The following is a 25575-nucleotide window of genomic DNA, read 5'->3' as shown; positions in this document are numbered from 1 at the left end:
GAGCTGGGCCAGCTTCTTCCTGTCGGTGCGCTGCGCGAAGTCCTGCCCGGCCTGCTGGACGAGATAGGAACCGTCGGCCGCGGAAGCGATGATCATGAGCGTTCCGTCCTAGGCGCACGCGAGCACCGGCGTCGCGGATGCGGCCAGCCCAAGCCACCGAACCATGGCTCTCTTCACTTTCATCTTCTTGATCTCCCTGAGTGTCTGTTGAGGACCCGGCGCCAGGTCGGCACCGCAATCTCTCGAATCCTCTCAGGCATCGTTCTGAAGATCAAAAAATGTCAACGCAGAAAGACGATTGTCAAAAATGATGTCGGCCGCAGGGCGCGGGCAGAATGAGCTCCATGCGCGCACTGCTTCGCACCTTCTCCTGGCAGGAACTGCGCCATCACCCCTGGCGCAATGCCGCCGCGGTCATCGCGGTGATGCTGGGCGTGGCGCTGGCCTTCTCGGTGCAGCTCATCAATGCCTCGGCGCTGGACGAGTTCTCCAGCGCCGTCCGCTCGGTCAACGGCCAGCCCGATCTCGAACTGCGCGCCGCGCAAGGCAGCTTCGACGAAGCCCTGTTCGCGCAAGTGGCGCAGCACCCCCAGGTCGCGCTGGCAAGCCCCGTGCTCGAGATGCAGGGCACGGCGCTTGTCGGCGAGCGCCGCGTGCCGCTGCGCGTGATCGGCATCGATGCGCCGGTGCTGCCTTCGATCGCGCCCGCCCTGATGCCGCAGCCCGCCGAGGGCAGCGACCGCTTCTCGCTGTTCACGCCGGGCCATGTGTTCCTCAATGCCGCCGCGCGTCATGCGCTCGGCGAGACCGCGACGACCCTGCGCCTGCGGGTCGACACGCAGCTGCAAGAGCTGCGCGTGGCCGGCACGGTGGCGGCGGGCGGGGCCGCGCTGGCGGTGATGGACATCGGCGTGGCGCAGGACCTGTTCGGCCGCGTCGGCCGGCTCACGCGCATCGACCTGCGCCTGGCGGCCGGCGCCGACCGCGCGGCTTTCATCCGCTCGCTCGAAGCCTCGCCCGGCTGGCCGCCGGGCATCCAGGTCGCGGAGCCGGGCGATGCGGCGGAGCGCGTGAGCAACCTCTCGCGCGCCTACCGCGTCAACCTCACGGTGCTCGCGCTGGTGGCGCTGTTCACCGGCGCCTTCCTGGTGTTCTCGGTGCTGGCGCTCAGCGTGGCCAAGCGCGCACAGCAGTTCGCGCTGCTCGGGGTGCTGGGCCTCACGCCGCGCGAGCGGCTGCGGCTGGTGCTGGTCGAATCGCTGGCGCTGGGGCTCATCGGCAGCGCGGCCGGCATCGCGCTGGGCACCGCGCTCGCGGCCTTCGCGCTGAAGGTGCTCGGGGGCGATCTGGGCGGCGGCTATTTCGAAGGGGTGACGCCGACGCTGCGATGGAGCTGGGACGCGGCCCTGCTCTACGGCGCGCTCGGCGTGCTGGCCGCGCTGGTGGGCGGCTGGTGGCCCGCGCGGGCCGCGCAGGCGCTGCCGGAGGCGCAGACGCTCAAGGGCCTGGGCGCGACGGCGACCGGCGGCAACGGGCATATCGTGGCGCTGCTGCTGATCGCGGCGGGCGTGGGGCTGGCAATGGCGCCGCCGGTATTCGGGATTCCCATCGCGGCCTATCTTTCCGTGGGCTTGCTGCTGGTGGGCGGCATCACGGCGCTGCCCTGGCTGATCGCCCTGCTCTACGACCGCCTCGCGCCGATTTTCTCGAAGCGCCTGTTGCCGATGCTGGCCGTCGAGCGCGCGCGGCGCATGCGCGGCACGGCGGCGGTGGCGGTGAGCGGCGTGGTCGCGAGCCTGAGCCTGGCGGTCGCGCTCACGGTGATGGTCGCGAGCTTTCGCGACTCGGTCACGCGCTGGCTGGATGTGGTGCTGCCGGCCGAGCTGTATGTGCGCAGCGCGAGCGGCGGCAGCGGCACCAGCGAGCTGGCCGCCTTCACGCCGGACTTCGTGCAGGCGCTCGCGAAGCTGCCCGGCGTGGCGCGCACGGGCACGCTGCGCGCGCGGCCGCTGCTGCTCGATCCGTCGCGCCCCGCGGTCACGCTGATCGCGCGCAGCCTGGACGAAGATGCGGCGCGCGCGCTGCCGCTGGTGGGCGCGGCGCTGCCGGTGCCGGCCGGGCAGATCGGCATCTATGTGAGCGAGGCGATGGTGGAGCTGTACGGGGCGCGGCCCGGCACGGCCTTCGAGCCCTTGTCCCGGGCCTTCGCGCCGGCGTCGGCGGACGCGCCGAGGCCGGTGTTCTTCGTGGCAGGCGTGTGGCGCGACTATGTGCGGCAGTTCGGCGCGATCACGATGGAGGCGCGCGATTTCGAGCGGCTCACGGGCGACCGCAGCGTGAGCGACATCGCCCTGTGGCTCGCGCCGGGCGCGGCCGAGGGCGCGGTGCAGCAGGCGGTGCGCGCGCTGGCCGAGCGCGAGCGCGGCACGGCGGAGCCGATCGAGATCGCATCGGTGGGCCAGATCCGGGCGACCTCGCTGCGCATCTTCGACCGCAGCTTCGCCGTCACCTACTGGCTGCAGGCGGTGGCGATCGCGATCGGCCTGTTCGGCATCGCGGCCAGCTTCAGCGCGCAGGTGCTGGCGCGGCGCAAGGAGTTCGGGCTGCTGGCGCACCTGGGCTTCACGCGCATGCAGGTGCTCGCGGTCGTGGCCGGCGAAGGCGCGGCGTGGACGGCCATCGGCGCGGTGGCGGGCCTGGTGCTGGGGCTGGCGGTGTCGGTGGTGCTGGTGCATGTGGTCAACCCGCAGAGCTTCCACTGGACCATGGACCTGCTGGTGCCCTGGGGCCGGCTGCTCGCGCTGTGCGCGGCCGTGGTGGCGGCCGGCACGGTGACGGCCTGGCTGGCCGGCCGCGCCGCCGCGGGCCGCGACGCGGTGCTGGCCGTGAAGGAAGACTGGTGAAGCGCCGCGCCCTGCTGCTCTCCTTGCTCGCGGCGCGGGCCGCCGCCTGGGCGCTGCCGCCGCGCGCGCTGCGCTTTCCGCGCGACTTCGGCAGCCATCCCGACCTGCACACCGAGTGGTGGTACATCACGGGGCATGCGCTGGCCGGCGCGCGTGCCTTCGGCTTCCAGCTCACCTTTTTTCGCTCGCGCATCGAGGGCACCCAGGACATGCGCTCGGCCTTCGCGGCCCGGCAATTGATCTTCGCGCACGCGGCCATCACCGATCTCGAAGGCAGGAAGCTCTGGCACGACCAGCGCATCGCGCGCGCCGGCTTCGGCGTGGCCTCGGCCTCCGAGGCGGACACGCAGGTGCGGCTGCGCGACTGGACATTGAAGCGCGAGGACAAGACCTACGTCGCGCGCCTGCCCGCCACCGGCTTCGGGCTCGACCTGCGCTTCACCCCGACCCAGCCCCTGATGCCGCAAGGCAACGAGGGCCTCTCGCGCAAGGGCCCGGACGCGCAGGAGGCCAGCTACTACTACAGCGAACCGCAGCTCGCGACGCGGGGCCGGCTCACGCTGCAGGGGCGCGCGTTCGAGGTGCGGGGCACGGCATGGCTCGACCACGAGTGGAGCGAGGCGTACATGAACCCCGATGCGGTGGGCTGGGACTGGATCGGCATGAACCTCTTCGACGGCGGCGCGCTGATGGCCTTTCGCATGCGGCGCCGCGACGGCTCGGCCCTGTGGGCCGGCGGCTCGCTGCGCGGCGCCGACGGACGCATGCGCGTGTTCGACCCGGACGAGCTGCGCTTCGATGTCGAAGGCACGTGGACCAGTCCGCGCACGCGCGCGGTGTATCCGACCCGCTTGCGCCTCCACACGCCGGCGGGCGATTTCGCGGTGCGCGCCCTGCTCGATGACCAGGAGCTCGACAGCCAGGGCTCGACCGGCACGGTCTACTGGGAAGGCCTGAGCGAGCTGCTGGATGCCGGCGGCAAGCCCGTCGGGCGCGGCTATCTGGAGCTCACCGGCTATGCGCAGGCGCTGAAGCTATGAGGCTTCTTTCTTAGCTGGGCGTTAGCACCCACGAGGCCAAGCGCACGCCTCAGGTATACGAAAACGCGATACTCGGAGCCCTCTGCGTGCGACGCGCCGCGTTCCCGAAATCCGCAGCAGGCCATTGAGCGAACCCCATTGAGCGAAGACAACACTTCCAAGAAACCATTGTTGTGGATCGTCGCAGCGGGCTTCTTCATGCAGACGCTCGACACGACCATCGTCAACACCGCGCTGCCCTCGATGGCGCACAGTCTCAACGTCAGCCCCCTCGCGATGCAACCGGTGGTCGTCGGCTACACGCTGACCATGGCCATGCTGACGCCGGCCTCGGGCTGGCTGGCCGACCGCTTCGGCACGCGCGCGACCTTCCTCTGCTCGATCATGCTGTTCGTGATCGGCTCGCTCTTCTGCGCCGGCGCGCAGTCGATGCCGCAACTGGTGGCGGCGCGCGTGCTGCAAGCCCTGGGCGGCTCGATGCTGCTGCCCATCGGACGGCTCACGATCATGCGCAATGTCTCGGCCGAGCAGTACATCGCGGCCCTGGCCGCCGTCAGCGTGGCCGGGCAGATGGGGCCGCTGCTGGGGCCCACGCTGGGCGGCTGGCTGGTGCAGGCGGCGAGCTGGCACTGGATCTTCCTCATCAACCTGCCGATCGGCGTGGCCGGGCTGTGGGCGGTGCGGCGCTTCATGCCGCCCGGGCGCATGGAGCGGGTGCCGCGCTTCGACGTGCTCGGCTTCTCGCTGCTGTCGCTGTGCATGGTGGCAGTGTCGCTGGCGCTCGACGTGCCGTTCAGCACGCACCGGGCCGCGTGGTCGAGCGGGCTCTTCGCGGCCAGCGCGATCGCGGTGCTGGCCTATGTGCTGCATGCGCGCGGGCGCGCCTCGCCGCTGTTCCGGCTCGGGCTCTTCGGCGAGCCGAACTTCAGCGTCGGACTGGTCGGCAACCTGGTGGCGCGCATCGGCAGCAGCGCGGTGCCCTTTCTCCTGCCGTTGCTCATGCAATTGCAGCTGGGCTACAGCCCGCTGCATTCGGGCCTGATGATGATTCCGGCGGCGCTGGCCGGCGTGGTCTCGAAGTCGTGGATCAGCGGCCTGGTCAGGCGCTTCGGCTACAGCAGCTTCCTGCTCGTCAACACGGTGATCGTCGGCGGATCGATCGTATCCTTCGCGCTGATCTCGCCCGAGTGGCCGCTGTGGGCGCAGATCGTGCAGCTCGCCACCTTCGGCGCGGCCAACTCGATGCAGTTCGCGGTGATGAACAGCGTCACGCTCAAGGACCTTCGCCCCGAGGATGCCGGCAGCGGCAACAGCCTCTTCTCGATGGTGCAGATGCTGGCGATGGGCTTCGGCGCGACGGTGGGCGGCGGGCTGGTCGGGCTGCTGTCGGGCGAGCTGCAATCGACCGCGCTCGCGTTCCGCTACACCTTCATCGCCGTCGGCGTGATCACGCTGCTGTCGGGCGCCGTGTTCCGCTGGATCGACGAAGCGAAGATGGGGTCGGGCCGCGTCGAATCGACGCCAACGCCCAGCCTCGGATCTCGCTAGGCTCCTCCACCCCCACGAGCTCCACTTGCCAAGACCAGCTCGCCCCATCGCCCCGCCCGACGCCGCCCTCCCCGCGACCGGCTTCTTCATCACGCGCGAGAGCCTGGGCAACGGGTCGCTGCCGGCCGCGATTCGCGCCAGCGCGCCGCCCGGCATGGTGCTGCGCAGCGATGCGGAACTGGCCGAGTCGCTGGAGACCGCGCTCCAGGGCCACGACCCCGCCGACGACGTGCACGTCTTCGGCTATGGCTCCCTGATGTGGAACCCGGCCTTCCACTACGCGGATTCGGTGCCCGCCAGCGTGCGGGGCTGGCGCCGCCGCTTCTGCGTGTGGCTCTACATGGCAAGGGGCACGCCCGAGACACCGGGCCTGATGCTCGCGCTCGATCGCGGCGGCGCCTGCCGGGGCATGAGTTTTCGCATCCCCGCCCCCAAGGTCCGCGAGGAACTGGCCCTGCTGTGGCAACGCGAGATGCTGACGGGCACCTACCAGGCCCGATGGGTCATGGCCATGGCGGGCGAGAAGCCTGTGCGCGCCCTGACCTTCGTCGTCAACCGCGCGCACACGCGCTACGCGGGCAGCCTCAGCGACGACCAGGCGGCCCACTTCATCCTGACGGGCCGGGGCGGCCTGGGCACCTGCGCCGACTACTTCGAGAGAACCCTGACCGCGCTGGAGGGCCTGGGCATCCAGGACGCGGGCATCGAGCGGCTGCGCCGCGCGATGTCAGCGCGCTGAGCCCTCGTCCTCCCAGCCGCCGCCCATGGCAAGAAAGAGGTTGACCTGGTCGGAGGCCAGCTTGCGATTGCGTTCATGGATGTCTCTTGTTCAGCTTGTGGTGTGGATCAGGGCGCGGTGGAGCCCGAGGCCGACCACGCGCTGGTGTCGATGGGGGAAAAGTCGGAAGCCTGTCCGTCGAGGCGCGCCATGCGCCGCCCGTGCAGGGAGTCCAGCAGCCCGGACTCGAGCGGCGTCGTGAAGACGTTGTTGACCAAGCTGTACTCGGCGGCCAGACGCCCGACGGCCGCCAGCGCGCCGGTGTCGATGCGGCCGCGATCGAGGTAGATGTCGTCGCGGATGTGGAAGCGCACCACTTCGCCGAAGACGACGTGGTCGCCCAGGTCGCCGATGGGAATGATCCGCTCCAGCTTGCATTCCATCGCGATCGGCGCGCCCTTCACGCGCGGCACGCGAACGACCTCGCAGGCCTCCTTTTCGAGGCCGACGGCGTCGAATTCATCGACTTCCGGCGCGAACTCGAAGTCCGTGCGATGCGCGAAGTGCGCCTGCGGCAAGGTCACCATCGGCGGCATGCGGCCGACGGCGGTGAAGAAGGAGATGGGCGCGAGATTGGCGACGCCGCTCGGGGAGAGCGTGCTGACCCAGCCGATGGCACGCGGGATGATGCTGCCGATGAGCAGCTTGTAGGCCGAGGTCGCGTCCAGGGTGGAGGCGTCGATGATCATGTCTCTGGTTCCTTCTTTGCAGCGCTGCGTCGTTGCCCGGTGGCGGGATGGGCTGGACGATAGGGCGCGCACTCCCGCCCGGGAAGTCAGGTGCGTGGACCGGGCTGTTGCGAAAGTTGCAACAGTGGTGGGTGCGCGGGGGCGCGCTCCAATTTCGGCTTGGCGCGCCAGAGAAAGGGAGCTGAGAGTTGGGTGGCGAGAAGTCCGGCGTCAGGGCAAGGCGCGGGGCCGCAATGGACGCGTCGCCCAGGAATTGATGCGGATCAGCGAAGAGCTGCTGGAATTACACGCGGTATTGATGAAACCGTAGTCCCAAAATTACCGACGAGCGACAAAACCCTTCGTGCTTGCGGTTTTCTGCATACGCTATTTATGCTTGAATTTATAATTTTTTCTGAGAATGGGCGACCAGCCTTCCTCAGGAATTGTTGACGAGGCTGGACACACCGTCACGCATTGAGAACAATCATTGCCCTTCACATGAATTCCTAATTAGTTCTCGCGATCGCCGGCGATCTTGTTGGCGCCGTAATTTCTGTCACGAGCAGATGCGGCGCTCATCTTCACTTCCCTACGTACATCACAAATCAATTACATGATTGAATATCGTACAACTTCCGCTCCAGGTATCGAAAACATGATCTTCAATAGCGGCCGACAGAACCCGTTGGGCAAGAAAGAGGTGAGGATCGGCGTGAGGGCGGTGGCCTTGAATGCCCGTGATATCGGCATTGTCTCCGGGCACTACCCACTCGCTGCCGGTCGGTCTGTCGTCCCCTGCTCGGATGGCGCCGGGGTGGTGATGGAGGTCGGGATGGATGTCTGCGAAGTCGCGGTCGGCGATCGAGTCGCGGGCGGTTTCTTCCGCGACTGGCACGACGGCCAAGCCACCCGCGCCGCGGTCAGCACGACCTACGGCGCCGAAATCGACGGCTGGCTCGCGACCGAATCGGTCATTGATGCGCGCGCACTGGCCAGGATTCCGGACACACTCAGTTTTGCGGATGCGGCCACTGTTCCGTGCGCGGCGGTAACGGCCTGGTCTGCATTGTTTGGCTCCTCCTGCTTGAAGAAGGGCGACACCCTGGTTGTGCAGGGGACTGGAGGCGTGGCCGTCTGGGCCGCGCAATTCGCGGCGGCGGCCGGCATCCGGTCGATCATCGCGACATCCGCCAGCGAGAAATTGAGGCTGCTCGAAGCGGTCGCGGTCCATCGGGTCATCAACTACGTTGAAACGCCGGAATGGTCGCGGGAGGTCTTGAACTTCACTGATGGGCAAGGGGCGGACCTCGTGCTGGAGCTCGGTGGCAGGCAGACCATGGGTCAATCCCTAAAGGCTGTCCGCATGGGCGGTGAAATCGCGGTGATCGGCGGGCTCTCTGGCTGGGAATACCCGCCTCTGTCCGCCCTCGACATCGTGATGCGCCAAGTGTCGATCAAGGGTATCAATGTCGGCAGTACCGCAGCGCTCAAGGAAACGCTGGGCTTCATCGAGGCGCATCACATCAAGCCGATCATTTCGAGGACGTACAAATTCTCCGATGCGAAGAAGGCGTTCCAGGATTTCTCCAAGACCAAGAGCGCCGGGAAGTTTGTGATTGAAGTGGCCTAGCTGAATTAGCGGCGCTCCTGGATCTTTTCAAACCTGGGGCGCGACTCCCCATTGATCGTCACTTCTTCGAAGAACATGGCGCGAGGCCGCACCCACCAGCCGGTGTCTTTGTCGAGTTGCTTGTAAACAACAAGCTGTTCTTCGGTTTCGCTGTGACGCACATGAAAAAGCACCTCATATTCGCCGCCCTTGTAGTGCCTGAAGCGTCCGAGCGGACTCTGAAGCAATGGAGAAGTGGGCGGATGAATGATGGAATCCGAGGTAGGCATAAAGATCCTGTCGAAATTGAATGGCAATATCTTGGCGCGCTTGCTTTCTCAAGAGCGGGCGCAGTCTATAGCGTTCGATGCCCGATGATCGTCGGAATCCCCAAACTGTCTATGGTCGTTATCGCGCCGGCGTGGTTCTCGCGCGGGTGGCCATGTTGTAAGCCAAGTCCCTATGAAGTGATCTACAGCGACCTGGAAGGCGAGACGCGCCGCGTTGCGTAAAAATTTAAGAAGCTCAGCAAGTCCTGCCGCTATGAGGTCATGGAGATCGCAGGAAAGCCGGGCGGCCATTGGAGCATCATCGGCTACCCGGCCTTGGAGGCATACCAGCGACGCGACGACCTGGTTTGGATATTGGCTGGCGACAAGACTGGCAAGGATCGGGCATCGGATTCATGCCCCGTCGTAGACCCAGACCCCGTGCCCTCCAAGCGCCGCAATCTCGATTTCGCACGCAAGAAAAATAGACAGCGTCCAAGATTCATTGTTCCGGCGCCCTGGGGGTTTCCTTCATGTATTTGCAGCAAGAAGTACACCATTCGTGACAATCATCTATTCCAGTGCAATTGTGACGAAAAGGCTGCATCTGCGCTTCCAGAAGTGGACGGGCAGCCATTTGCGCTGAAGAAAAAGCGAAGCCCGGTAGCCGGTTACCGACACCGGGCTTCTAAGTGGGCGAAGCCGGCATCCTGTCACAAACACCGGGCTTCTAACTACACATTTACTTGGGAGAGAGAGTGCCTGTGCAGCTGCGCGAATTCTAGCCATCAAATAATTATCCCTGCAAATGAAAAGACTTTTCGCATTCAATTGATCATTCCAATTCAATCTCCGCCGTGCTGAACATCGAGGGACGCGCGTCCTTGATTTATTTGTCAGAAGAATTTGGACGTCATCAACCAGAAGACGACGACCAGGCTGGCGAATGCAGGAATACCAAGAAGCACCCACAGGCGCTCACAGCGGCAGTAGCTGGGCGGCGGCGGGCGGGCCTCGGGGGTTGTCATCGCCAACTGGTGCATGCGCCACTGGAGCCAAAGATGCCCGCTGGCTCCCGGGACCAGCACTCGTTTTCGTTCCGTCATCACATCGCTATCGGTCTTGCGGCACGGCGATCTTGAAGACTCCTCGGCGGCGGGCCGAAGGGCTCAGGCATCCTTCTTGCGCGATCTGGACAGGCCACCGCAAGACTCGCACAAAACGGATAGCGCCCGGCCCGCGACTTCCCAAGAATGGGCACAGCGCGTGCTTTCACCCCAGAGACCTCCGAGGATCGATGAGTTTCACGTTATTGATCGAGCAATTGCTCAACGGCTTCGGCTACGGCCTGATGCTCTTTCTTCTCGCCGCCGGCCTTACGCTGGTGTTCGGCATCATGGACGTGATGAACCTCGCGCATGGCTCGCTCTTCATGGGCGGCGCCTACGTGGCGGCGCAGGTGCACGCGCACAGCGGCTCCTTCGTGGCGGCGGTGTTCGCGGCGGTAGCGGCGGTGGTCATGGTGGCGCTGCTGCTGGAGGTGTTCCTGGTGCGGCGCCTGTATGGCCGCGACCACCTCTCGCAGGTGCTGGCGACCTTCGGGCTCATCCTGATCGCGGACGACGTGGTGAAGATGATCTGGGGCCCGTCGCCGCTGATGGCTTCCGCGCCCGAAGCGCTCTCCGGCCCGGTCGAGCTGCTGCCCGGCCTGGTCTACCCGGCCTACCGCCTCGTGCTGCTCGCCGCCGGGCTGCTGGTGGCGCTGGGCCTGTACCTGCTGGTGAACCACACGCGCATCGGCATGGTGGTGCGCGCGGGCGCCTCCAACCGCGCGATGGCCGAGTTCATGGGCGTGCGGGTCGGGCGGGTGTTCTCGCTGGTGTTCCTGCTGGGCGCGGCGCTTGCGGCGCTGGCCGGTGCGCTGATGGGCCCGATCACGGCGGTGCAGATCGGCATGGGCGAGGACATCCTGATCCCCTCGCTGGTAGTGCTGGTGATCGGCGGCATCGGCTCGATCCGGGGGGCGCTGGTGGCCGCCCTGCTGGTGGGGCTGGTCGACACCATCGGCCGCGCCTTCGTGCCGATGGCGCTGGCGAGCGCGCTGCCGCCGGCGGTCGTGTCCGATCTGGCGCCGGCCATTGCGGGGCTGACGACCTACGCCTTGATGGCCGGGGTGCTGGTCTTCAAGCCCGCCGGGCTGTTCCCGGCGCGAGGCTGATGGCGATGCAAGACCACGACTCACGAGGCCCGATGACGGCCGAGCGCTGGCTGCCCTGGCTCGCGCTCGCCCTGCTGGCGGCGTTTCCGCTGGTGGCGCCGGTGCTAGGCGTGGACTTCTACATCGGCTTCGTTCGCCGCGCGCTGATCTTCGCGCTGGCGGCGGCCGGGCTCAACTTCATCCTCGGTTTCGGCGGCATGGCGGCGCTCGGGCATGCGAGCTTCATGGGCGTGGGGGCCTACGCGCTGGTGGCGCTCGCGAATGCGGGCCTCACGTCGGCATGGGTCCTCTGGCCGGCGGCGCTCGCGATCGCGGCGATCGTGGCGGGCCTCATCGGCCTGGTGGCGCTGCGCACGCGCGGCGTGTACTTCATCATGATCACGCTGGCCTTCGCGCAGATGCTCTACTTCATTGCGGTGTCGCTGCGCATCTACGGCGGCGACGACGGCTACAACCTGCCCGGGCGCCCGACGCTGGGCCTGGGACTGGACCTGGCCGACGAATCGACGCTCTACTGGGTGGTGCTGGGCCTGTTCGCCGCCGTGATGGCCTTGCTGAACCGGGCCACGCGTTCGCGCTTCGGCCACGCGCTGATGGGCATTCGCGACAACGAGACGCGCATGCAGGCGATGGGCTATCCGGTGTTTCGCCTGCGGCTGGTGGCCTTCGCCATCGCCGGCGCGCTTGCCGGGCTGGCGGGCGCGCTGCTGGTGACGAACAACAGCTTCGTCAGCCCGTCCATGATGCACTGGACGCAGTCGGCCACGCTGATCGTGATGGTCGTGATCGGCGGCGTGGGGCACCGCTGGGGCGGGCCGGTGGGCGCGGGCGTGTGGATCCTGCTGGAGGAAGTCATCAAGCAGTACACCGAGTACTGGCACCTGCCGCTGGGCGTGCTGCTGGTGCTGATCGTCTTCCTGGCGCCGAAGGGGCTGGTCGCGCTGCTGCGGCGCAAGCCGCGCGCGGCGCTCGCGGCCACGCCGGCGGGGGTGACAGAATGAGCCTCTTCCGTGTCGAGGGACTCGTCAAGCGCTTCGGTGCGCTGGTGGCGACCGACCATGTGAGCCTGGAGGTGGCGGCCGGCGAGATCCATGCGCTGATCGGACCGAACGGCGCCGGCAAGTCGACGCTGGTCAACCTGATCTCCGGCCTGCACGCGCCCGACGCCGGGCGCATCGTGCTCGACGGCGTGGCGCTGACCGGGCTGCCGATGCACAGGCGCGTCGAGGCCGGGCTGTCGCGCTGCTTCCAGATCACGAGCATCTTTCGCGAGGCGACCGTGCGGGACAACCTGCTGCTCGCCGCGCAGGCGCATGCCGGCAGCCAGTTGCGCTTCTTCCGGCCGCGCAACGCGGAGCCCGCCCTGTTCGAGACGGCCCATGCCCTGGCGCAGCGCGTCGGCCTGGGCGGCCAGCTCGACCGCGTCGCCGGCGCCCTGCCCCACGGCGCGCAGCGCAAGCTGGATGTGGCGCTGGCGCTGGCGGCGCGCCCCAAGCTGCTGCTGCTCGACGAGCCGATGGCGGGCATGGGGCCGGAGGATTCGGAACGCATGACGGAACTGATCCACGGGCTGCGCCAGGACATGGCGATCCTCCTGATCGAACACGACATGAAGGCCGTCTTCGCGCTGGCCGACCGCATTTCGGTGCTCGTCTACGGCAGGGTGCTGGTGGCCGGCGACGCCGCGACGATCAAGGGGCATCCGCAGGTGCAGGCGGTTTACCTGGGCACGGAAGACGACACGAGCGCGGAGACCAACGCATGAGCGCTCCCCACCCCTTGCTGCAGGCCCGGCGCCTCGAAGCCGGCTACGGCGCGAGCCAGGTGCTGTTCGGCGTCGACCTCGACATCCAGCCCGGCACGGTGATGACCCTGCTCGGCCGCAATGGCATGGGCAAGAGCACGACGATCAAGACGCTGATTGGCGCCCTCGCGCTGCGCGGCGGCGAGATCCGCTTCGACGACCGGTCGACGAAGGGCCTGGCGCCGGATGCCATCGCGCGGCTGGGCATCGCCATCGTGCCCGAGGGGCGGCAGTGCTTTCCCAACCTCAGCGTGCGCGAGCATCTGGTGGCCTTCGCGGACAACCGCAACGGCCAGCGCGACAGCTGGACGCTGGATCGGCTGTGGAAGCTGTTTCCCCGGCTGCGGGAGCGCGCCAGCAACATGGGCAACCAGCTCTCCGGTGGCGAGCAGCAGATGCTCGCCATCGCGCGGGCGCTTTCGACCAACCCGCGCCTGCTGATCCTCGACGAGGCGACCGAGGGGCTGGCGCCGTTGATTCGCGAGGAGATCTGGCGCTGCCTGCGGCAGTTGAAGGAAGCCGGGCAGACCATCCTGGTGGTCGACAAGTACATCGACCGGCTGCTCGGGCTGGCCGACCACCACGTGGTGCTCGAACGCGGCCGCGTGGTGTGGCGCGGCGACTCGGCCGCGCTGGATGCCAACCGCGGCGTCTGGCGCGACTACCTGGGCGTCTGAGGACGGCGCCGGCGGTCGATGAAGGCGATGATCTCGCCCATCACGCCGCGCCGGAAGGCCAGCACGCACACCACGAAGATCAGGCCGGTGACCATGGTCACCGATTCGCCCAGGGTGTTGAACCAGTCGATGGTCGTCAGGCGCGCCATCAGGTTGCCGAATTCGCCGATCTTGTTCTCCAGCAGCACCACCACCGCCGAGCCGACCAGCGGGCCGGAGAGCGTGCCCAGGCCGCCGACCAGGGTCATCAGGATGACCTGGCCCGAGGCCGTCCAGTGCACGTCGGACAGCGTGGCGAAGCCGAGCACCAGCGTCTTGAGCGAACCCGCGAGGCCCGACAGGCCGGCCGAGATGACGAAGGCCAGCAGCTTGAATCGGCTCACGTCGTAGCCCAGCGACAGGGCGCGCGGCTCGTTTTCCTTGATGCCCTTGAGCACCTGGCCGAAGGGCGAATGGATGGTGCGCACGATCAGCAGGAACGCCGCCACCACGATGACCAGGGCGACGTAGTACATCGTGAGGTCGCTGGAGAGATCGAGCACGCCGAAGAGCTTGCCGCGCGGCACGCCCTGGAGTCCGTCCTCGCCGCCGGTGAACTTGGCCTGCAGCGCGACGAAGAACATCATCTGCGCGAGCGCAAGCGTGATCATCGCGAAGTAGATGCCCTGGCGCCGGATGGCGAGGATGCCGAAGACCCAGCCCAGCAAGGCGCCGGCCAGCGTGCCGCCGATGAGCCCGAGCTCGGGCGTGACGCCCCAGACCTTCATCATGTACCCGGCCACGTAGGCCGAGCCGCCGAGGAAGGCGGCGTGCCCGAACGAGAGCAGGCCGGTGAAGCCCAGCAGCAGGTTGAAGGCCGAGGCGAAGAGCGCGAAGCACATGAGCTTCATCACGAACACGGGGTAGGCACCCGCGAAAGGTGCCACGAGCAGCGCGACGAGCAGCAGCAGGTAGACGGCGGTGGAGAGCTTTTTCATTGTGCTATTCGTTGGGGCCGCCGCGCACGGCCGCCCGACGCGGCCGGCCCGCCCCCGGCAGGGCTCGGCATACCGACACGAAGCGCGGGAAGCCCGGGGGGAGAGCCATCATTTTTCTTTGCCGAACAGGCCGGCGGGGCGAATCAACAGCACGATGACCATGATCACGAAGACCACGGTGGACGAAGCCTCGGGATAGAACACCTTGGTGAAGCCTTCGATGACGCCCAGCCCGAGCCCGGTGAGGATGGCGCCCATGATCGAGCCCATGCCGCCGATCACGACCACGGCGAACACGACGATGATGAGGTTCTGCCCCATCAGCGGCGAGATCTGGATCACCGGTGCCGCCAGCACGCCGGCGAAGGCCGCGAGCGCGGCGCCGAAGGCGTAGGTCAGCGTGATCATCAGCGGCACGTTGACGCCGAAGGCCTCCACCAGCCGCGGGTTCTCCGTGCCGGCGCGCAGGTAGGCGCCCAGCCGTGTCTTCTCGATCACGAACCAGGTCGCGAAGCACACGACGAGCGAGGCCGCGACCACCCAGGCGCGGTAGTTGGGCAGCACCATGAAGCCGAGATCGGTCGCGCTCGACAGCGAGTCCGGTGCGTCGTAGGCCAGGCCCGAAACGCCGTAGATCGAACGGAACACGCCTTCGATGAGCAGCGTGAGGCCGAGCGTGAGCAGCAGCCCGTAGAGGTGGTCGAGCTTGTAGATCCAGCGCAGGAGCAGCCGCTCGATCAGCACGCCGAACAGCCCGACGATCACCGGCACCGCCGCCAGCATCACCCAGTAGTTGACGTTGAAGTAGTTCATCGCCATCCACGTGAGGATGGCACCCAGCATGAACAGCGCGCCGTGCGCGAAGTTGATGACGTTGAGCAGGCCGAAGATCACCGCGAGCCCGAGGCTCAGGATGGCGTAGAACGAACCATTGACCAGCCCCAGGAGAAGCTGGCTCATCAGCCCCGGAAGTGAAATGCTCATAGAAGCCCCAAGACCCTGGCCTGCCCACCGGATCCCAGGGGGCCGCCGCGCCCGGCCGCCCGAAGCGGCCGGCCCGCCCCCCTCCCAGGGGGGAAGGCGAAGCGACACGAAGTGCGCGCAGCCTGGGGGGTCACTTCCACAGACTGCATTTGCTCTCGGCCTTCGTGGTGAAGACCTCGTCGCCCGGCAGCTTCTTCACGAGCTTGTAGTAGTCCCATTCCTTCTTCGACTCGCCGGGCGACTTGACCTGCATCGAGTACATGTCGTGCACGTAGCGGCCGTCTGCGCGGATGGTGCCGCTGGCGAAGAAGTCGTCGAGCTTGGTGCTCTTGAGCTTCGCCATGACCTTGTCGGCGTCGGTCGTGCCCGCGGCCTTGATCGCGTTGAGGTAGGCCATGGTTGCCGAGTAGTCGGCCGCCTGGATCTCGCCCGGCTGCTTCTTGGTCTTCTCGTAGTAGCGCGCGGCCCACTTGCGCGTCGCGTCGTTGAGGTCCCAGTACCAGCTGGTCGTGAACTGCAGGCCTTCGGTGTTCTTGAGACCCAGGCTGTGCACGTCGCTGATGAAGATCAGCAGGCCGGCGAGCTTCATGGTCTTGGTGATGCCGAACTCCCTGGCCGCCTTGATCGAGTTGATGGTGTCGCCGCCGGCGTTCGCGAGGCCCAGGACCTGTGCCTTCGAGTTCTGCGCCTGCAGCAGGAAGGAGGAGAAGTCCGAGGCGTTGAGCGGTGTGCGCACCGCGCCGACCACCGTGCCGCCCTTGGCCTTGACCACGGCGCTGGTGTCGGCTTCGAGCGCGTGGCCGAAGGCATAGTCGGCCGTCAGGAAGAACCAGCTCTTGCCGCCGCCTTCCACGATGGCGGAGCCCGTGCCCTTGGCCAGGGCCACGGTGTCGTAGGCGTAGTGCACGGTGTAGGGGCTGCACTGGTCGTTGGTCAGGGCCGAGCTGGCCGCGCCATTGTTGAAGTAGACGCGCTTCTTCTCCTCCGCCACCTTGGCCAGCGCGAGCGCCACGCCGGAGTTGGTGCCGCCGAAGACCATCGTGAGGCCCTGGGTGTCGATCCACTCGCGCGCCTTGGTGGCGGCGATGTCGGGCTTGTTCTGGTGGTCGGCGGTCAGCAGTTCGATCGGCTGGCCCAGCACCTTGCCGCCGAAGTCGTCGATGGCCATCTGGATCGCGAGCGCGCCGTTCTTGCCCTCGATGTCGGCGTAGAGGCTGGACATGTCGGTGATCAGACCGATCTTGACCGGCTTGTCCTGCGCCTGCGCCGCGTGCGTCGCGAGGCCGGCAATGCCGAGCATGAGGGCAACGATCTTCAATTGGGCTTTCATGAGGTCTCCTGGAAGGGTTGAGGCGGGGAAAAAGGTGGGCTCGGCCTCAGACACCGAGCAGCTCGTTGAGGACCGGCATCTTGGCTTCGAGTTCGGCCGCGCCGAACTTCTCGACGATGCGTCCGTGCTCCATGACGTAGAAGCGGTCGGCCAGGGGCGCGGCGAAGCGGAAGTTCTGCTCGACCATGACGATGGTGTAGCCCTTGCCGCGCAGCATGGTGATCATGCGGGCCAGCGCCTGCACGATCACCGGCGCGAGGCCCTCGGAGATCTCGTCGAGCAGCAGCAGCTTGGCGCCGGTGCGCAGGATGCGCGCGACGGCCAGCATCTGCTGTTCGCCGCCCGACAGCCGCGTGCCCTGACTGTGGCGGCGTTCGGCCAGGTTGGGGAACATGGCGTAGATCTCGTCGATCGACATGCCCTGCCCCACGCCCTTGAGCGCGGGCGGCAGCAGCAGGTTCTCTTCGCACGAAAGGCTCGCGAAGATGCCGCGCTCCTCGGGGCAGTAGCCGACGCCGAGGTGCGCGACCCGGTGCGTCGGCAGGCCGATCGTCTCGACGCCGTTGATCCTGATGCTGCCCTTGCGCGCGCCCGTCAGGCCGAGCACGGCGCGCATGGTGGTCGTGCGGCCGGCGCCGTTGCGGCCCAGCAGGGTGACGACTTCGCCCGGCTGCACCACCATGTCGACGCCATGCAGGACGTGCGATTCGCCGTACCAGGCCTGAAGGCCAGCGATTTCCAGTGCGGCGCTCATGTCAGTGCGCGCCCTGCAGCTGGCCGTCGGTGGTGCCCATGTAGGCCTCCATCACCTGCGGATTGCGGGAGACCTCGGCGTACGGCCCTTCGGCCAGCACGGCGCCGCGTTGCAGCACGGTGATGGTGTCGGCGATGGTCGAGACCACGCTCATGTTGTGCTCGACCATGAGGATGGTGCGCCCCGCGGAGACGCGCTTGATCAGTTCGGCCACGCGGTGCACATCCTCGTGCCCCATGCCCTGCGTGGGTTCGTCGAGCAGCATGAGTTCGGGCTCCATCGCGAGTGTGGTCGCGATCTCCAGCGCGCGCTTGCGGCCGTAGGGCAGGTTCACCGTCTCCTCGTCGGCGAGTTCTTCGAGGCCCACCTCGGCCAGCAACTGGCGCGCGCGCGCCTCCAGCGGCTTGAGCGACTTCGCGCTCTTCCAGAAGTGGTACGAGGTGCCGAGCGAGCGCTGCAGGCCCAGGCGCACGTTCTCGAGCAGGGTCAGGTGCGGGAACACCGCCGAGATCTGGAAGGAGCGGATGATGCCGCGCCGCGCGATCTGCGCCGGGCGCTCATTCGTGATGTCCTGCCCGTTGAAGAGGATCGTTCCCGAGGTGGGCTCGAGGAACTTGGTCAGCAGGTTGAAGCAGGTCGTCTTGCCGGCGCCGTTGGGCCCGATCAAGGCGTGGATGGACCCGCGCACCACCGAGAGATCGACCTTGCTGACCGCGGTGAAGCCCTTGAATTCCTTGGTGAGCTGGCGTGTTTCGAGAATGATGTCACTCATCTCGCGCGTTCGCCCGGGTGCTGGCAGGAAGATTCAGTCATGCGGTCCATCTGCGCGCACCACCATGGTTGCGCGGACCGATTGTTTGCGGGGCCCGTCGCCCTGCCTACTGGGGCAAATGCCTATGCTGCACCGCAACGGTCACGAGCCTGCCGTAAGGTGGGCGCAAGCCCGCCGGTCCAGGGGATGGCTTGCGGACCTGCCGGCAGCGGTCTCAATGCGCGCCGGCGGCGGCGTCGGAAGCACCCGCGCTGCGCGTTGGCTTGGCCATCCACACGAAGGGGATCAGCAGCATGAACAGCACCGCCGATGCATAGAAGACGTCGGAGGCCGCGAGCATGAAGGCCTGCTGGTCGACCATGCGATTGATCTGCCCCAGGACCTGGTCGGGGCTGAAGCCGCTGGCGCCGAGGCCGGCGATCGCGCTGTTCGCGGCCGTGCTGCCCTGGTTGACCGCCTCGGCGAGCTGCGCATGGTGCAGCGCGGCGCGGTTTTCCCACACGGTGGTGGCGATCGAGGTTCCCATGGCGCCGGCCGTGATGCGGGCGAAATTCGACAGGCCGGATGCCGCGGGAATGCGGTCGGGCGGCAGGCCCGACAGCGTGATCGTCACCAGCGGGATGAAGAAGAAGGCCATCGCCACACCCTGGATGATGGTGGGGATCATGATGGTCCAGAAGTCGGCCTGCGTGTTGAAGTTGGAACGCATCCACAGCACCAGCGCGAACACCAGGAAGGAGAAGGTCGCGTAGCGCCGCGGGTCGATCTTGCCCACGGTGAGGCCGACGATCGGCGAGAAGATGATGGCGAACAGGCCCACCGGCGCCATGATCATGCCGGCCTGCGTCGCCGTGTAGCCCATGTACTGCTGCAGCCACAGCGGAAGGATGACGACGTTGCCGAAGAAGAGCCCGTAGGCGACCGCCAGGGCAAGCGCCCCCGACCAGAAGTTGCGCCGCTTGAAGAGCGACAGATCGACCACCGGGTGCTTGTCGGTCAGCTCCCAGATCAGGAAGAAGGCGAAGCCGACGCCCGCCACGATCGCCATCGCGACGACTTCGGGCGAATTGAACCAGTCGAGCTCCTTGCCCTTGTCGAGCATGAGCTGCAGCGACCCGACCCAGAGCACGAGCAGCGCCAGGCCGATGCCGTCGATCGGGACCTTGCGCGTGCTGCTCTCGCGCTTGCGGTAGAAGACCCAGGTGATGCCTGCGGCCAGCAGGCCGACCGGGATGTTGATGTAGAAGATCCAGGGCCAGGAGATGTTGTCGGTGATCCATCCGCCCAGCAGCGGCCCCATGACGGGCGCGACCAGCGTGGTCATGGACCACATCGCCATCGCGAGGCCGGACTTGGCGCGCGGGTAGCTCGACAGCAGCAAGGTCTGCGACAAGGGAATCATCGGCCCGGCCACGAAGCCCTGCAGCGCGCGGAAAGCGATGAGGGTCGTCATGTTGGGCGCGAGGCCGCACATCCAGGAGCTGATGATGAACAGCAGCACGCTGGCCATGAACAGCCGCACCTGCCCGAAGCGCTGCGTGAGAAAGCCGGTGAGCGGCACGGCGATGGCGTTGGCCACGGCGAAGCTGGTGATGACCCAGGTGCCCTGCGACGAACTGACGCCGAGGTCGCCGGAGATGGCCGGCAGGGAGACGTTCGCGATCGACGTGTCGAGCACGTTCATGAAGGTCGCGGCCGAAAGCGCGATGGTGCCCCAGACGCGGGCGGAGCCCTCGAGCGGCTGCAGGGGGGCTTGGGCGGGAGGAGACGACATCGCGCGCTAACCTGTTGTCGGATCGATCAGATGGGGTTGGCTTGCGACGCGATGCGGTGCGCGGAAGCTGCCGCCGCGGCAGGTGCTGCGGGAGCGGCAGGCGTTGCAGGCGCGGCGGGCGCGGCCGGCTGCGCGGCGACGGCAGGCGCGGCGGCGCGTCCGAGGTTCGCCGCGATGATGCGGTTGACCTCCGCCTCGGCGCCGCGGTCGAGCTGGCTGTAGACCTGCGTCTGCGACAGCGCGGCGGGACGCGGCGCATCGGCCAGCGACTTGCCGTCCTTCTGCGAGACGTCGACCTCGGCGTCCATCGACAGGCCCACGCGCAGCGGATTGGCCTTGAGCTGTTCGGGGTCCAGCGCGATGCGCACCGGCACGCGCTGCACCACCTTGATCCAGTTGCCGGTCGCGTTCTGTGCCGGCAGCAGCGCGAAGGCGGCGCCGGTGCCCACGCCGAGGCCGGCGACACGGCCGGTGTATTCGACCTTCTTGCCGTAGACGTCGGCGATGAGCTTCACGGGCTGGTCGATGCGGATGTTGCGCAACTGCACTTCCTTGAAGTTGGCGTCGACCCAGACCTGGTTGAGCGGCACGATCGACATCATCGGCGTGCCCGCGGCCACGCGCTGGCCGAGCTGCACGGTGCGCTTGGCGACGTAGCCGTCGACCGGCGCCGGCATCGCGACGCGCTGCGTGGCGAGGTAGGCCTCGCGCACCTTGGCCGCGGCGGCCAGCACGCTGGGGTGCTGCTCGACGCTGGTGCCTTCGGTCAGCGACTGGTTGCTCGCGAGCTGTTCGCGCGCGGCGACGACGGCGGCCTGCGCGGCGGCCAATGCGCTCTTCGAATTGGCCAGCTGCGTCTCGGCGTGGTTGAGCTCTTCCTTGGACACGGCGCCGTTGCCGGTGAGGGCCTGGCGGCGCTTGAGGTCGTCCTGGGCGCGGGCGATGTCGCTCTGCGCCCTGACGATGTCGGCCTGCTTGAGCGTGACCTGGGCGGCCAGCGAGCCGTTGTTGGCGTAGAGCGTGCGGACCTGGCGCACGGCCTGGCCCAGGGCGGCTTCGGCCTGGTCGAGCGCCACCTTGACGTCGGCCGGGTCGAGCTGCACCAGCGGCTGGCCGGCCTTCACGAAATCGGTGTCGTCGGCATTGATGGACATGACCGTGCCGGCGATCTGCGGCGTGATCTGGATGACGTTGCCCTGCACGTAGGCGTTGTCGGTCGACTCGTAATGGCTGGCGACCAGATATTCGTAGACGCCCCAGCCGGCGCCGGCAACGATCACGACCGAAGCAAGAGCGGTCAGCGCGCGGCGGCGCTTGTTGTTGCCGGGAGCCGGCGCGCCGGCGGTGGATTCGACCGGGACGGGGGCGTTGGGGTTGTTTTTGCTGTCCATGGAAGTAGCTTTCGAAATCACGCGAATGTTCAGGGATGGGGGCGTTCGGCCGCTGCGGCGCCGCCTGCCACGTCGACGCCCGCCTGCCAGCCGCCGCCGAGGGCGCGCGCCAGGCCGACTTGCGTGTCGAGCGCGCGGGCGGCGAGATCGACGCCCTCGCGGCGCTCGGCGAGCACCGAGGTCTCCGCCGTCAGCACATTGAGGTAGTTGCCCAGGCCCGCGCCGTAGCGCTGCACGGCAATGTCGTAAGCCGATTCGGCCGCCTCCTGCGCATCACGCTGCTCGGCCTGCTGGCGCACCACCGACTGGGCGCTGGCGACCTGGTCGGCGACGTCATGCACGGCGTCGATCACAGTGGCGTTGTAGCTTTCGATCGCGGCATCGAGATCGGCGGCCTTGCCCCGCAGATTGGCGCGCAGGCGGCCGCCTTCGAAGATCGGCAGCCGCAGCGCGGGGCCGACGCCCCATTGCTCGCTGCCGCTCTTCAGGAGATTGTCGAAACCGATGGCCGAGAAGCCGGCGAAGGCGACGATGTTGATGTTGGGATAGAACTGCGTCTTCGCATAGGCGACATCCTTCGTGGCGGCCTCCACCCGCCAGCGCGCGGCGGCGATGTCGGCGCGCCGGCCCAGCAAGTCGGCCGGGATCGAAGGCGCAAGGGCCATGCCCTTGAGGCCGCCGAGCGTGGGCGCGACGAGCGCCTGCGTGGCGTTGGGACGGGCGACCAGCGCATCGAGGGCATGCTGGGTGAGCGCGATCTGTTCGTTCAGTGCTTCGATCTGCTGGCGCGCCTGCGGCAGGCCGCCTTCGCTCTGGCGCAGTTCGAGGCGCGTATCGAGGCCCGCGGACACGCGGTCACGCACCAGCTTGAGCGTTTCCTCGCGCTGCGCGAGCGTGCGCCTGGCCACCGCCAGCTGGCCCGTCAACCGAGCCCACTGCACGTAGCCGCGGGCGATGTTGCTCGCCAGCAGGACGCGCGCGGCATCGGCGTCGGCGGCCGCCGCGTTGGCCGCGCCGATCGCGCTGTCGAGCGCCGCACGGTTCTTGCCGAAGAAATCGAGTTCCCAGCTGCCGTTGAGTTGCAGCGTGCCGGTGTTCCGGATCGAGCCGCCGAGCGGCGGCGGATAGATGTAGTTGTTGCTGAACAGCTGACGCGTCATGTCGAGTTGCCCGTTGAGCTGCGGCTTGGTGTTCGACGCGGCGACCGTGATGCCGGCCTGCGCGCGGTCGAGGCGCGCGCGGGCGACCTGCAGGCTGGGGCTGCCCTCGAAGGCCTGGCCGATCAGCGTGTTGAGCTGGGCATCGCCGAAGGCAAGCCACCACTGGCTGTCGACCGGCGGCACGCTGGGCGCGGCGACCGCCGGGGCCGAAGCCGGCATCGCGCCGAGGCCGAGCGAGTCGGCGTCGCGCAGTTTCGCGTGCGAATCGATGCCGGCCATGTCGGCGCATCCGGCGAGCGCGATCGCCGCCGCGGCGGCGGCAACGGCGGTGAGGGAACGCAAGCTGCGCTCAGGAAGTAGCGGAATCATCTATTTCTCCACGGGCCGCCAGGGCCTGGGCGTTGTCGAGAATGCGGCGCAGATAGCCCTTGAGCTGCAGCCACTCCTCGGAGCTGAAGCCGGCAAGATACTCGTTCTGCATGCGGCTGAGGACATGGGGCAGCTGCTGCGCGGCGGCACGCCCCTCTTCTGTCAATTCGATGTTGACCACGCGCCGGTCGGAGACGGAGCGGACCCGCTTGCACAGGCCCTTGGTCTCCAGGCGGTCGAGCAGGCGGGTCATCGCGCCGGTATCGAGCTCGCACACGCGCGCGAGTTCGGCCACGGTGGTCGCGTGCCCGATGTGCAGCTTGTACAGGGGTGCCCATTGCGGAAAGGTCGGGCTGCCGGGCTCGCCCATCTGGCTGCTGATCGACTGCGTCACGGAAACCAGGATGCGCCGCATCATGTAGCTGATGCTCTCTTCGGAGCTGTAGTTCTCCGCCGTGTAGAAGGCGGGGATCGCGCCGGATCCGGCGGATGCGCGCGCCGGTGTCTGGGCCTCTGAACTCTTCGGGTGGGACATGCGGCGAATAATAGTTGTCATGACAGTTATTGTCAAGGCGACCTTTGTGCGGGCAAGCGTTGGCTAGAATCGCAGCCATGGCCTCCTCCGTGTCTCCCTCCGCCCCCAAGGGCTCCCCCAAGTCGCTTTCGGGCCTCGCTCCTTTCCTGCGCCCTTACCGCATCCAGATCGGACTGGCGGGGCTGTTCCTGGTCATGGCCGCGGTCACGACCCTGGTCTTCCCTATCGCCTTGCGCAGCCTGATCGACGGCGGCCTGGTCGCCGGGGACCGCGGCGGTCAGGCGATGGCATTGCGGGACCACTTCGTCGCCCTTTTCGCCGTCGCCGTGGCCCTGGGGCTGTTTTCGGCGGCGCGCTTCTATACGGTGAGCTGGCTCGGCGAACGGGTCACGGCGGACCTGCGCAATGCGGTCTACGCCCACGTGCTCCGGCAGAGCCCGGCGTTCTTCGAGACGACGCAGACCGGCGAGGTGCTGTCCCGCCTGACGGCCGACACGACGCTGGTGCAGACCGTGGTCGGGTCTTCGCTCAGCATGGGGCTGCGCAACGCGGTGATGGGGATCGGCGCTCTGGCGATGCTGGTCTGGACCAATCCCTATGTGATGGTGCAGGTCCTGGGCATCCTGGTGCTGGTGGTGCTGCCGAGCATGTGGTTCGGCCGGCGCGTGCGCAAGCTCTCGCGGGCCAGCCAGGACCGCGTGGCCGACTCGAGCGCGATCGCGGCCGAGGTGCTCAACGCCATCCCCGTGGTGCAGAGCTATACGGCCGAGGCCCGGGAGGCCGCCCGCTTCGATGCCTCGACCGACAGCGCTTTCCGCACCGCCGTGCGGCGCACGAAGGCGCGCTCGGTGCTCGTGGCTTTCATCATCATCGCGACTTCGGCGGCGCTGCTCTGGGGGCTGTACCAGGGGACGCAGGCCGTGCTGCGCGGCGACATCACCGCCGGCCACCTGGGGCAGACGGTGGTGTATGTGGTTATTCTCGCCAGCGCCGCGGCGGTGCTGGGCGAGGTCTATGGCGATCTGCTGCGCGCCGCCGGCGCGACCGAACGGCTGATGGAGCTTCTGCATGCGCGGTCGGTCATCGTGTCACCGGCGCAGCCGACGAAGGCGCCCGTTCCCGCGGCGGGAAGCGCCGTCAGCATGGAAGGCGTCAACTTCCACTATCCGTCGCGGCCGAGCATCCTGGCCCTGCGGGACTTCAGCCTTTCCGTGACCCCCGGCGAGACGGTGGCGCTGGTGGGGTCGAGCGGCGCGGGCAAGAGCACGGTGTTCCAGCTGCTGCTGCGCTATTACGACCCGCAGTCGGGCCGCATCGCGCTCGACGGGGTGCCGCTGGCGGAACTCTCGCTCGACGAACTGCGCAATCGCATCGGGCTGGTGCCGCAGGACGCGGTGATCTTCTCTGCCAGCGCGCTGGAGAACATCCGCTACGGCCGGCCGGACGCGAGTGTCGAGGAAGTGCACGCCGCGGCGCGTGCGGCCTTCGCCGACGGCTTCCTGCGGGCCCTGCCGGAAGGCTACGAGACCTTCCTCGGCGAGCGCGGCGTGCGCCTGTCGGGCGGGCAGCGCCAGCGCATCGCCATCGCGCGCGCGATGCTGAAGAATCCGCCGCTGCTCCTGCTCGACGAGGCCACCAGCGCGCTCGACGCCGAAAGCGAGCGCATGGTGCAGGCCGCGCTGGAATCCGCGATGACGGGCCGCACGACACTGGTCATCGCCCACCGTCTCGCGACCGTGCAGAAGGCCGATCGCATCCTGGTGCTCGAGCACGGCAGCATCGTGGAGCAGGGAACGCACGCGACGCTGGTCGCGCAGAACGGCGTCTACGCCCGCCTGGCGGCGCTGCAATTCACTTCTTAGGCTGAAGTTCCCTGAAGCGAATAACGAGATTCCCTTGTGACTCAAGCACTTGCTTGAGTTGGAGAGGGAGTTTTCTGTCTACGGCTTGATGTTTTGCACGAGCGCGAGGGCGCGCAGGTGCAGCGGTTGCGCGTTGGTGAGGAGCTCGAA

22 protein-coding genes are annotated in these 25575 nt (G+C 67.6%); 10 read left to right on the top strand and 12 right to left on the bottom strand.

The window, feature by feature from the left end:
• Positions 1-344 precede the first annotated feature (344 nt).
• From AC1DNF_RS32850 to AC1DNF_RS32835, 4 genes are all read left to right on the top strand, one after another.
• Positions 345-2903 carry an FtsX-like permease family protein gene (locus AC1DNF_RS32850; protein ID WP_478152852.1) on the top strand — a complete coding sequence of 853 codons (2559 nt, stop codon included), beginning with the start codon at positions 345-347 and terminating at the stop codon, positions 2901-2903.
• On the top strand, positions 2900-3943 hold the full coding sequence (locus AC1DNF_RS32845) for a lipocalin-like domain-containing protein (RefSeq protein WP_478152851.1): 1044 nt from the start codon (positions 2900-2902) through the stop codon (positions 3941-3943). The genes AC1DNF_RS32850 and AC1DNF_RS32845 overlap by 4 nt, the downstream gene beginning before the upstream one ends.
• 138 nt (positions 3944-4081) lie before the next feature.
• The gene (mdtD, locus tag AC1DNF_RS32840) at positions 4082-5491 is read left to right on the top strand and encodes a multidrug transporter subunit MdtD (RefSeq protein ID WP_478152850.1); all 1410 of its coding nucleotides are present in this window, start codon (positions 4082-4084) and stop codon (positions 5489-5491) included.
• A 25-nt stretch (positions 5492-5516) separates the two neighbouring features.
• The gene (locus tag AC1DNF_RS32835) at positions 5517-6230 is read left to right on the top strand and encodes a gamma-glutamylcyclotransferase (RefSeq protein WP_478152849.1); all 714 of its coding nucleotides are present in this window, start codon (positions 5517-5519) and stop codon (positions 6228-6230) included.
• 107 nt (positions 6231-6337) lie between these two features.
• On the opposite strand, the gene AC1DNF_RS32830 is transcribed toward AC1DNF_RS32835, so the two are convergent.
• The gene (locus AC1DNF_RS32830) at positions 6338-6958 is read right to left on the bottom strand and encodes a flavin reductase family protein (RefSeq protein WP_478152848.1); all 621 of its coding nucleotides are present in this window, start codon (positions 6956-6958) and stop codon (positions 6338-6340) included.
• Positions 6959-7595: 637 nt separating this feature from the next.
• On the opposite strand from AC1DNF_RS32830, the gene AC1DNF_RS32825 reads away from it, so the two are divergent.
• Positions 7596-8570 carry a zinc-dependent alcohol dehydrogenase family protein gene (locus tag AC1DNF_RS32825; RefSeq protein ID WP_478152847.1) on the top strand — a complete coding sequence of 325 codons (975 nt, stop codon included), beginning with the start codon at positions 7596-7598 and terminating at the stop codon, positions 8568-8570.
• A gap of 5 nt (positions 8571-8575) precedes the next feature.
• Here the strand turns inward: AC1DNF_RS32825 and AC1DNF_RS32820 are convergent, their stop codons facing one another.
• Positions 8576-8839: a DUF1653 domain-containing protein gene (locus tag AC1DNF_RS32820; RefSeq protein ID WP_478152846.1), complete on the bottom strand. Its 264-nt coding sequence runs from the start codon at positions 8837-8839 to the stop codon at positions 8576-8578.
• 875 nt (positions 8840-9714) lie between these two features.
• Positions 9715-9924 carry a DUF2269 family protein gene (locus tag AC1DNF_RS32815; RefSeq protein WP_478152845.1) on the bottom strand — a complete coding sequence of 70 codons (210 nt, stop codon included), beginning with the start codon at positions 9922-9924 and terminating at the stop codon, positions 9715-9717.
• Positions 9925-10115: 191 nt separating this feature from the next.
• Between AC1DNF_RS32815 and AC1DNF_RS32810 the strand changes: the two genes are divergently transcribed.
• Genes AC1DNF_RS32810 through AC1DNF_RS32795 form a run of 4 tightly spaced genes read left to right on the top strand, consistent with a single transcriptional unit; the run spans position 10116 to position 13517 of the window.
• The gene (locus tag AC1DNF_RS32810; RefSeq protein WP_478152844.1) at positions 10116-11036 is read left to right on the top strand and encodes a branched-chain amino acid ABC transporter permease; all 921 of its coding nucleotides are present in this window, start codon (positions 10116-10118) and stop codon (positions 11034-11036) included.
• 5 nt (positions 11037-11041) lie between these two features.
• Complete coding sequence (locus tag AC1DNF_RS32805) at positions 11042-12037, top strand: branched-chain amino acid ABC transporter permease (protein WP_478152843.1); 996 nt, start codon at positions 11042-11044, stop codon at positions 12035-12037.
• Positions 12034-12801, top strand: a complete 768-nt coding sequence (locus AC1DNF_RS32800) for an ABC transporter ATP-binding protein (protein ID WP_478152842.1) — start codon at positions 12034-12036, stop codon at positions 12799-12801. Before AC1DNF_RS32805 ends, AC1DNF_RS32800 begins: the two co-directional genes overlap by 4 nt.
• Positions 12798-13517 (top strand): ABC transporter ATP-binding protein, encoded by a 720-nt coding sequence (locus AC1DNF_RS32795; protein WP_478152841.1) that lies wholly within the window; start codon positions 12798-12800, stop codon positions 13515-13517. The genes AC1DNF_RS32800 and AC1DNF_RS32795 overlap by 4 nt, the downstream gene beginning before the upstream one ends.
• On the opposite strand, the gene AC1DNF_RS32790 is transcribed toward AC1DNF_RS32795, so the two are convergent.
• The 9 genes from AC1DNF_RS32790 to AC1DNF_RS32750 all read right to left on the bottom strand — a co-directional run bounded on the left by AC1DNF_RS32790 (position 13502) and on the right by AC1DNF_RS32750 (position 23563).
• Positions 13502-14494: a branched-chain amino acid ABC transporter permease gene (locus AC1DNF_RS32790; protein WP_478152840.1), complete on the bottom strand. Its 993-nt coding sequence runs from the start codon at positions 14492-14494 to the stop codon at positions 13502-13504. The two genes, AC1DNF_RS32795 and AC1DNF_RS32790, sit on opposite strands and share 16 nt — an antisense overlap.
• Positions 14495-14602: 108 nt before the next feature.
• Positions 14603-15478, bottom strand: a complete 876-nt coding sequence (locus tag AC1DNF_RS32785) for a branched-chain amino acid ABC transporter permease (protein ID WP_478152839.1) — start codon at positions 15476-15478, stop codon at positions 14603-14605.
• Positions 15479-15608: 130 nt separating this feature from the next.
• The gene (locus AC1DNF_RS32780) at positions 15609-16808 is read right to left on the bottom strand and encodes an ABC transporter substrate-binding protein (RefSeq protein WP_478152838.1); all 1200 of its coding nucleotides are present in this window, start codon (positions 16806-16808) and stop codon (positions 15609-15611) included.
• Between the two features lie 46 nt (positions 16809-16854).
• On the bottom strand, positions 16855-17562 hold the full coding sequence (locus AC1DNF_RS32775; protein WP_478152837.1) for an ABC transporter ATP-binding protein: 708 nt from the start codon (positions 17560-17562) through the stop codon (positions 16855-16857).
• Position 17563: 1 nt separating this feature from the next.
• Positions 17564-18334, bottom strand: coding sequence for an ABC transporter ATP-binding protein (locus AC1DNF_RS32770; protein ID WP_478152836.1), 771 nt, complete (start codon positions 18332-18334; stop codon positions 17564-17566).
• A gap of 214 nt (positions 18335-18548) precedes the next feature.
• Positions 18549-20108, bottom strand: a complete 1560-nt coding sequence (locus AC1DNF_RS32765; protein WP_478152835.1) for a DHA2 family efflux MFS transporter permease subunit — start codon at positions 20106-20108, stop codon at positions 18549-18551.
• A gap of 26 nt (positions 20109-20134) precedes the next feature.
• On the bottom strand, positions 20135-21499 hold the full coding sequence (locus AC1DNF_RS32760) for an EmrA/EmrK family multidrug efflux transporter periplasmic adaptor subunit (protein ID WP_478152834.1): 1365 nt from the start codon (positions 21497-21499) through the stop codon (positions 20135-20137).
• Between the two features lie 29 nt (positions 21500-21528).
• Positions 21529-23028, bottom strand: a complete 1500-nt coding sequence (locus tag AC1DNF_RS32755) for an efflux transporter outer membrane subunit (RefSeq protein WP_478152833.1) — start codon at positions 23026-23028, stop codon at positions 21529-21531.
• Positions 23009-23563 carry a MarR family winged helix-turn-helix transcriptional regulator gene (locus AC1DNF_RS32750; protein WP_478152832.1) on the bottom strand — a complete coding sequence of 185 codons (555 nt, stop codon included), beginning with the start codon at positions 23561-23563 and terminating at the stop codon, positions 23009-23011. The genes AC1DNF_RS32755 and AC1DNF_RS32750 overlap by 20 nt, the downstream gene beginning before the upstream one ends.
• A 77-nt stretch (positions 23564-23640) precedes the next feature.
• Here AC1DNF_RS32750 and AC1DNF_RS32745 point away from each other — a divergent pair, with 77 nt between their 5' ends.
• Entirely contained in the window at positions 23641-25425 is a 1785-nt protein-coding gene (locus AC1DNF_RS32745) for an ABC transporter transmembrane domain-containing protein (protein ID WP_478152831.1), read from the top strand.
• Positions 25426-25575 lie beyond the last annotated feature (150 nt).

This window comes from Variovorax sp. 01T432, assembly GCF_056398605.1.
This window is presented reverse-complemented; position numbering and strand designations above follow the sequence as displayed.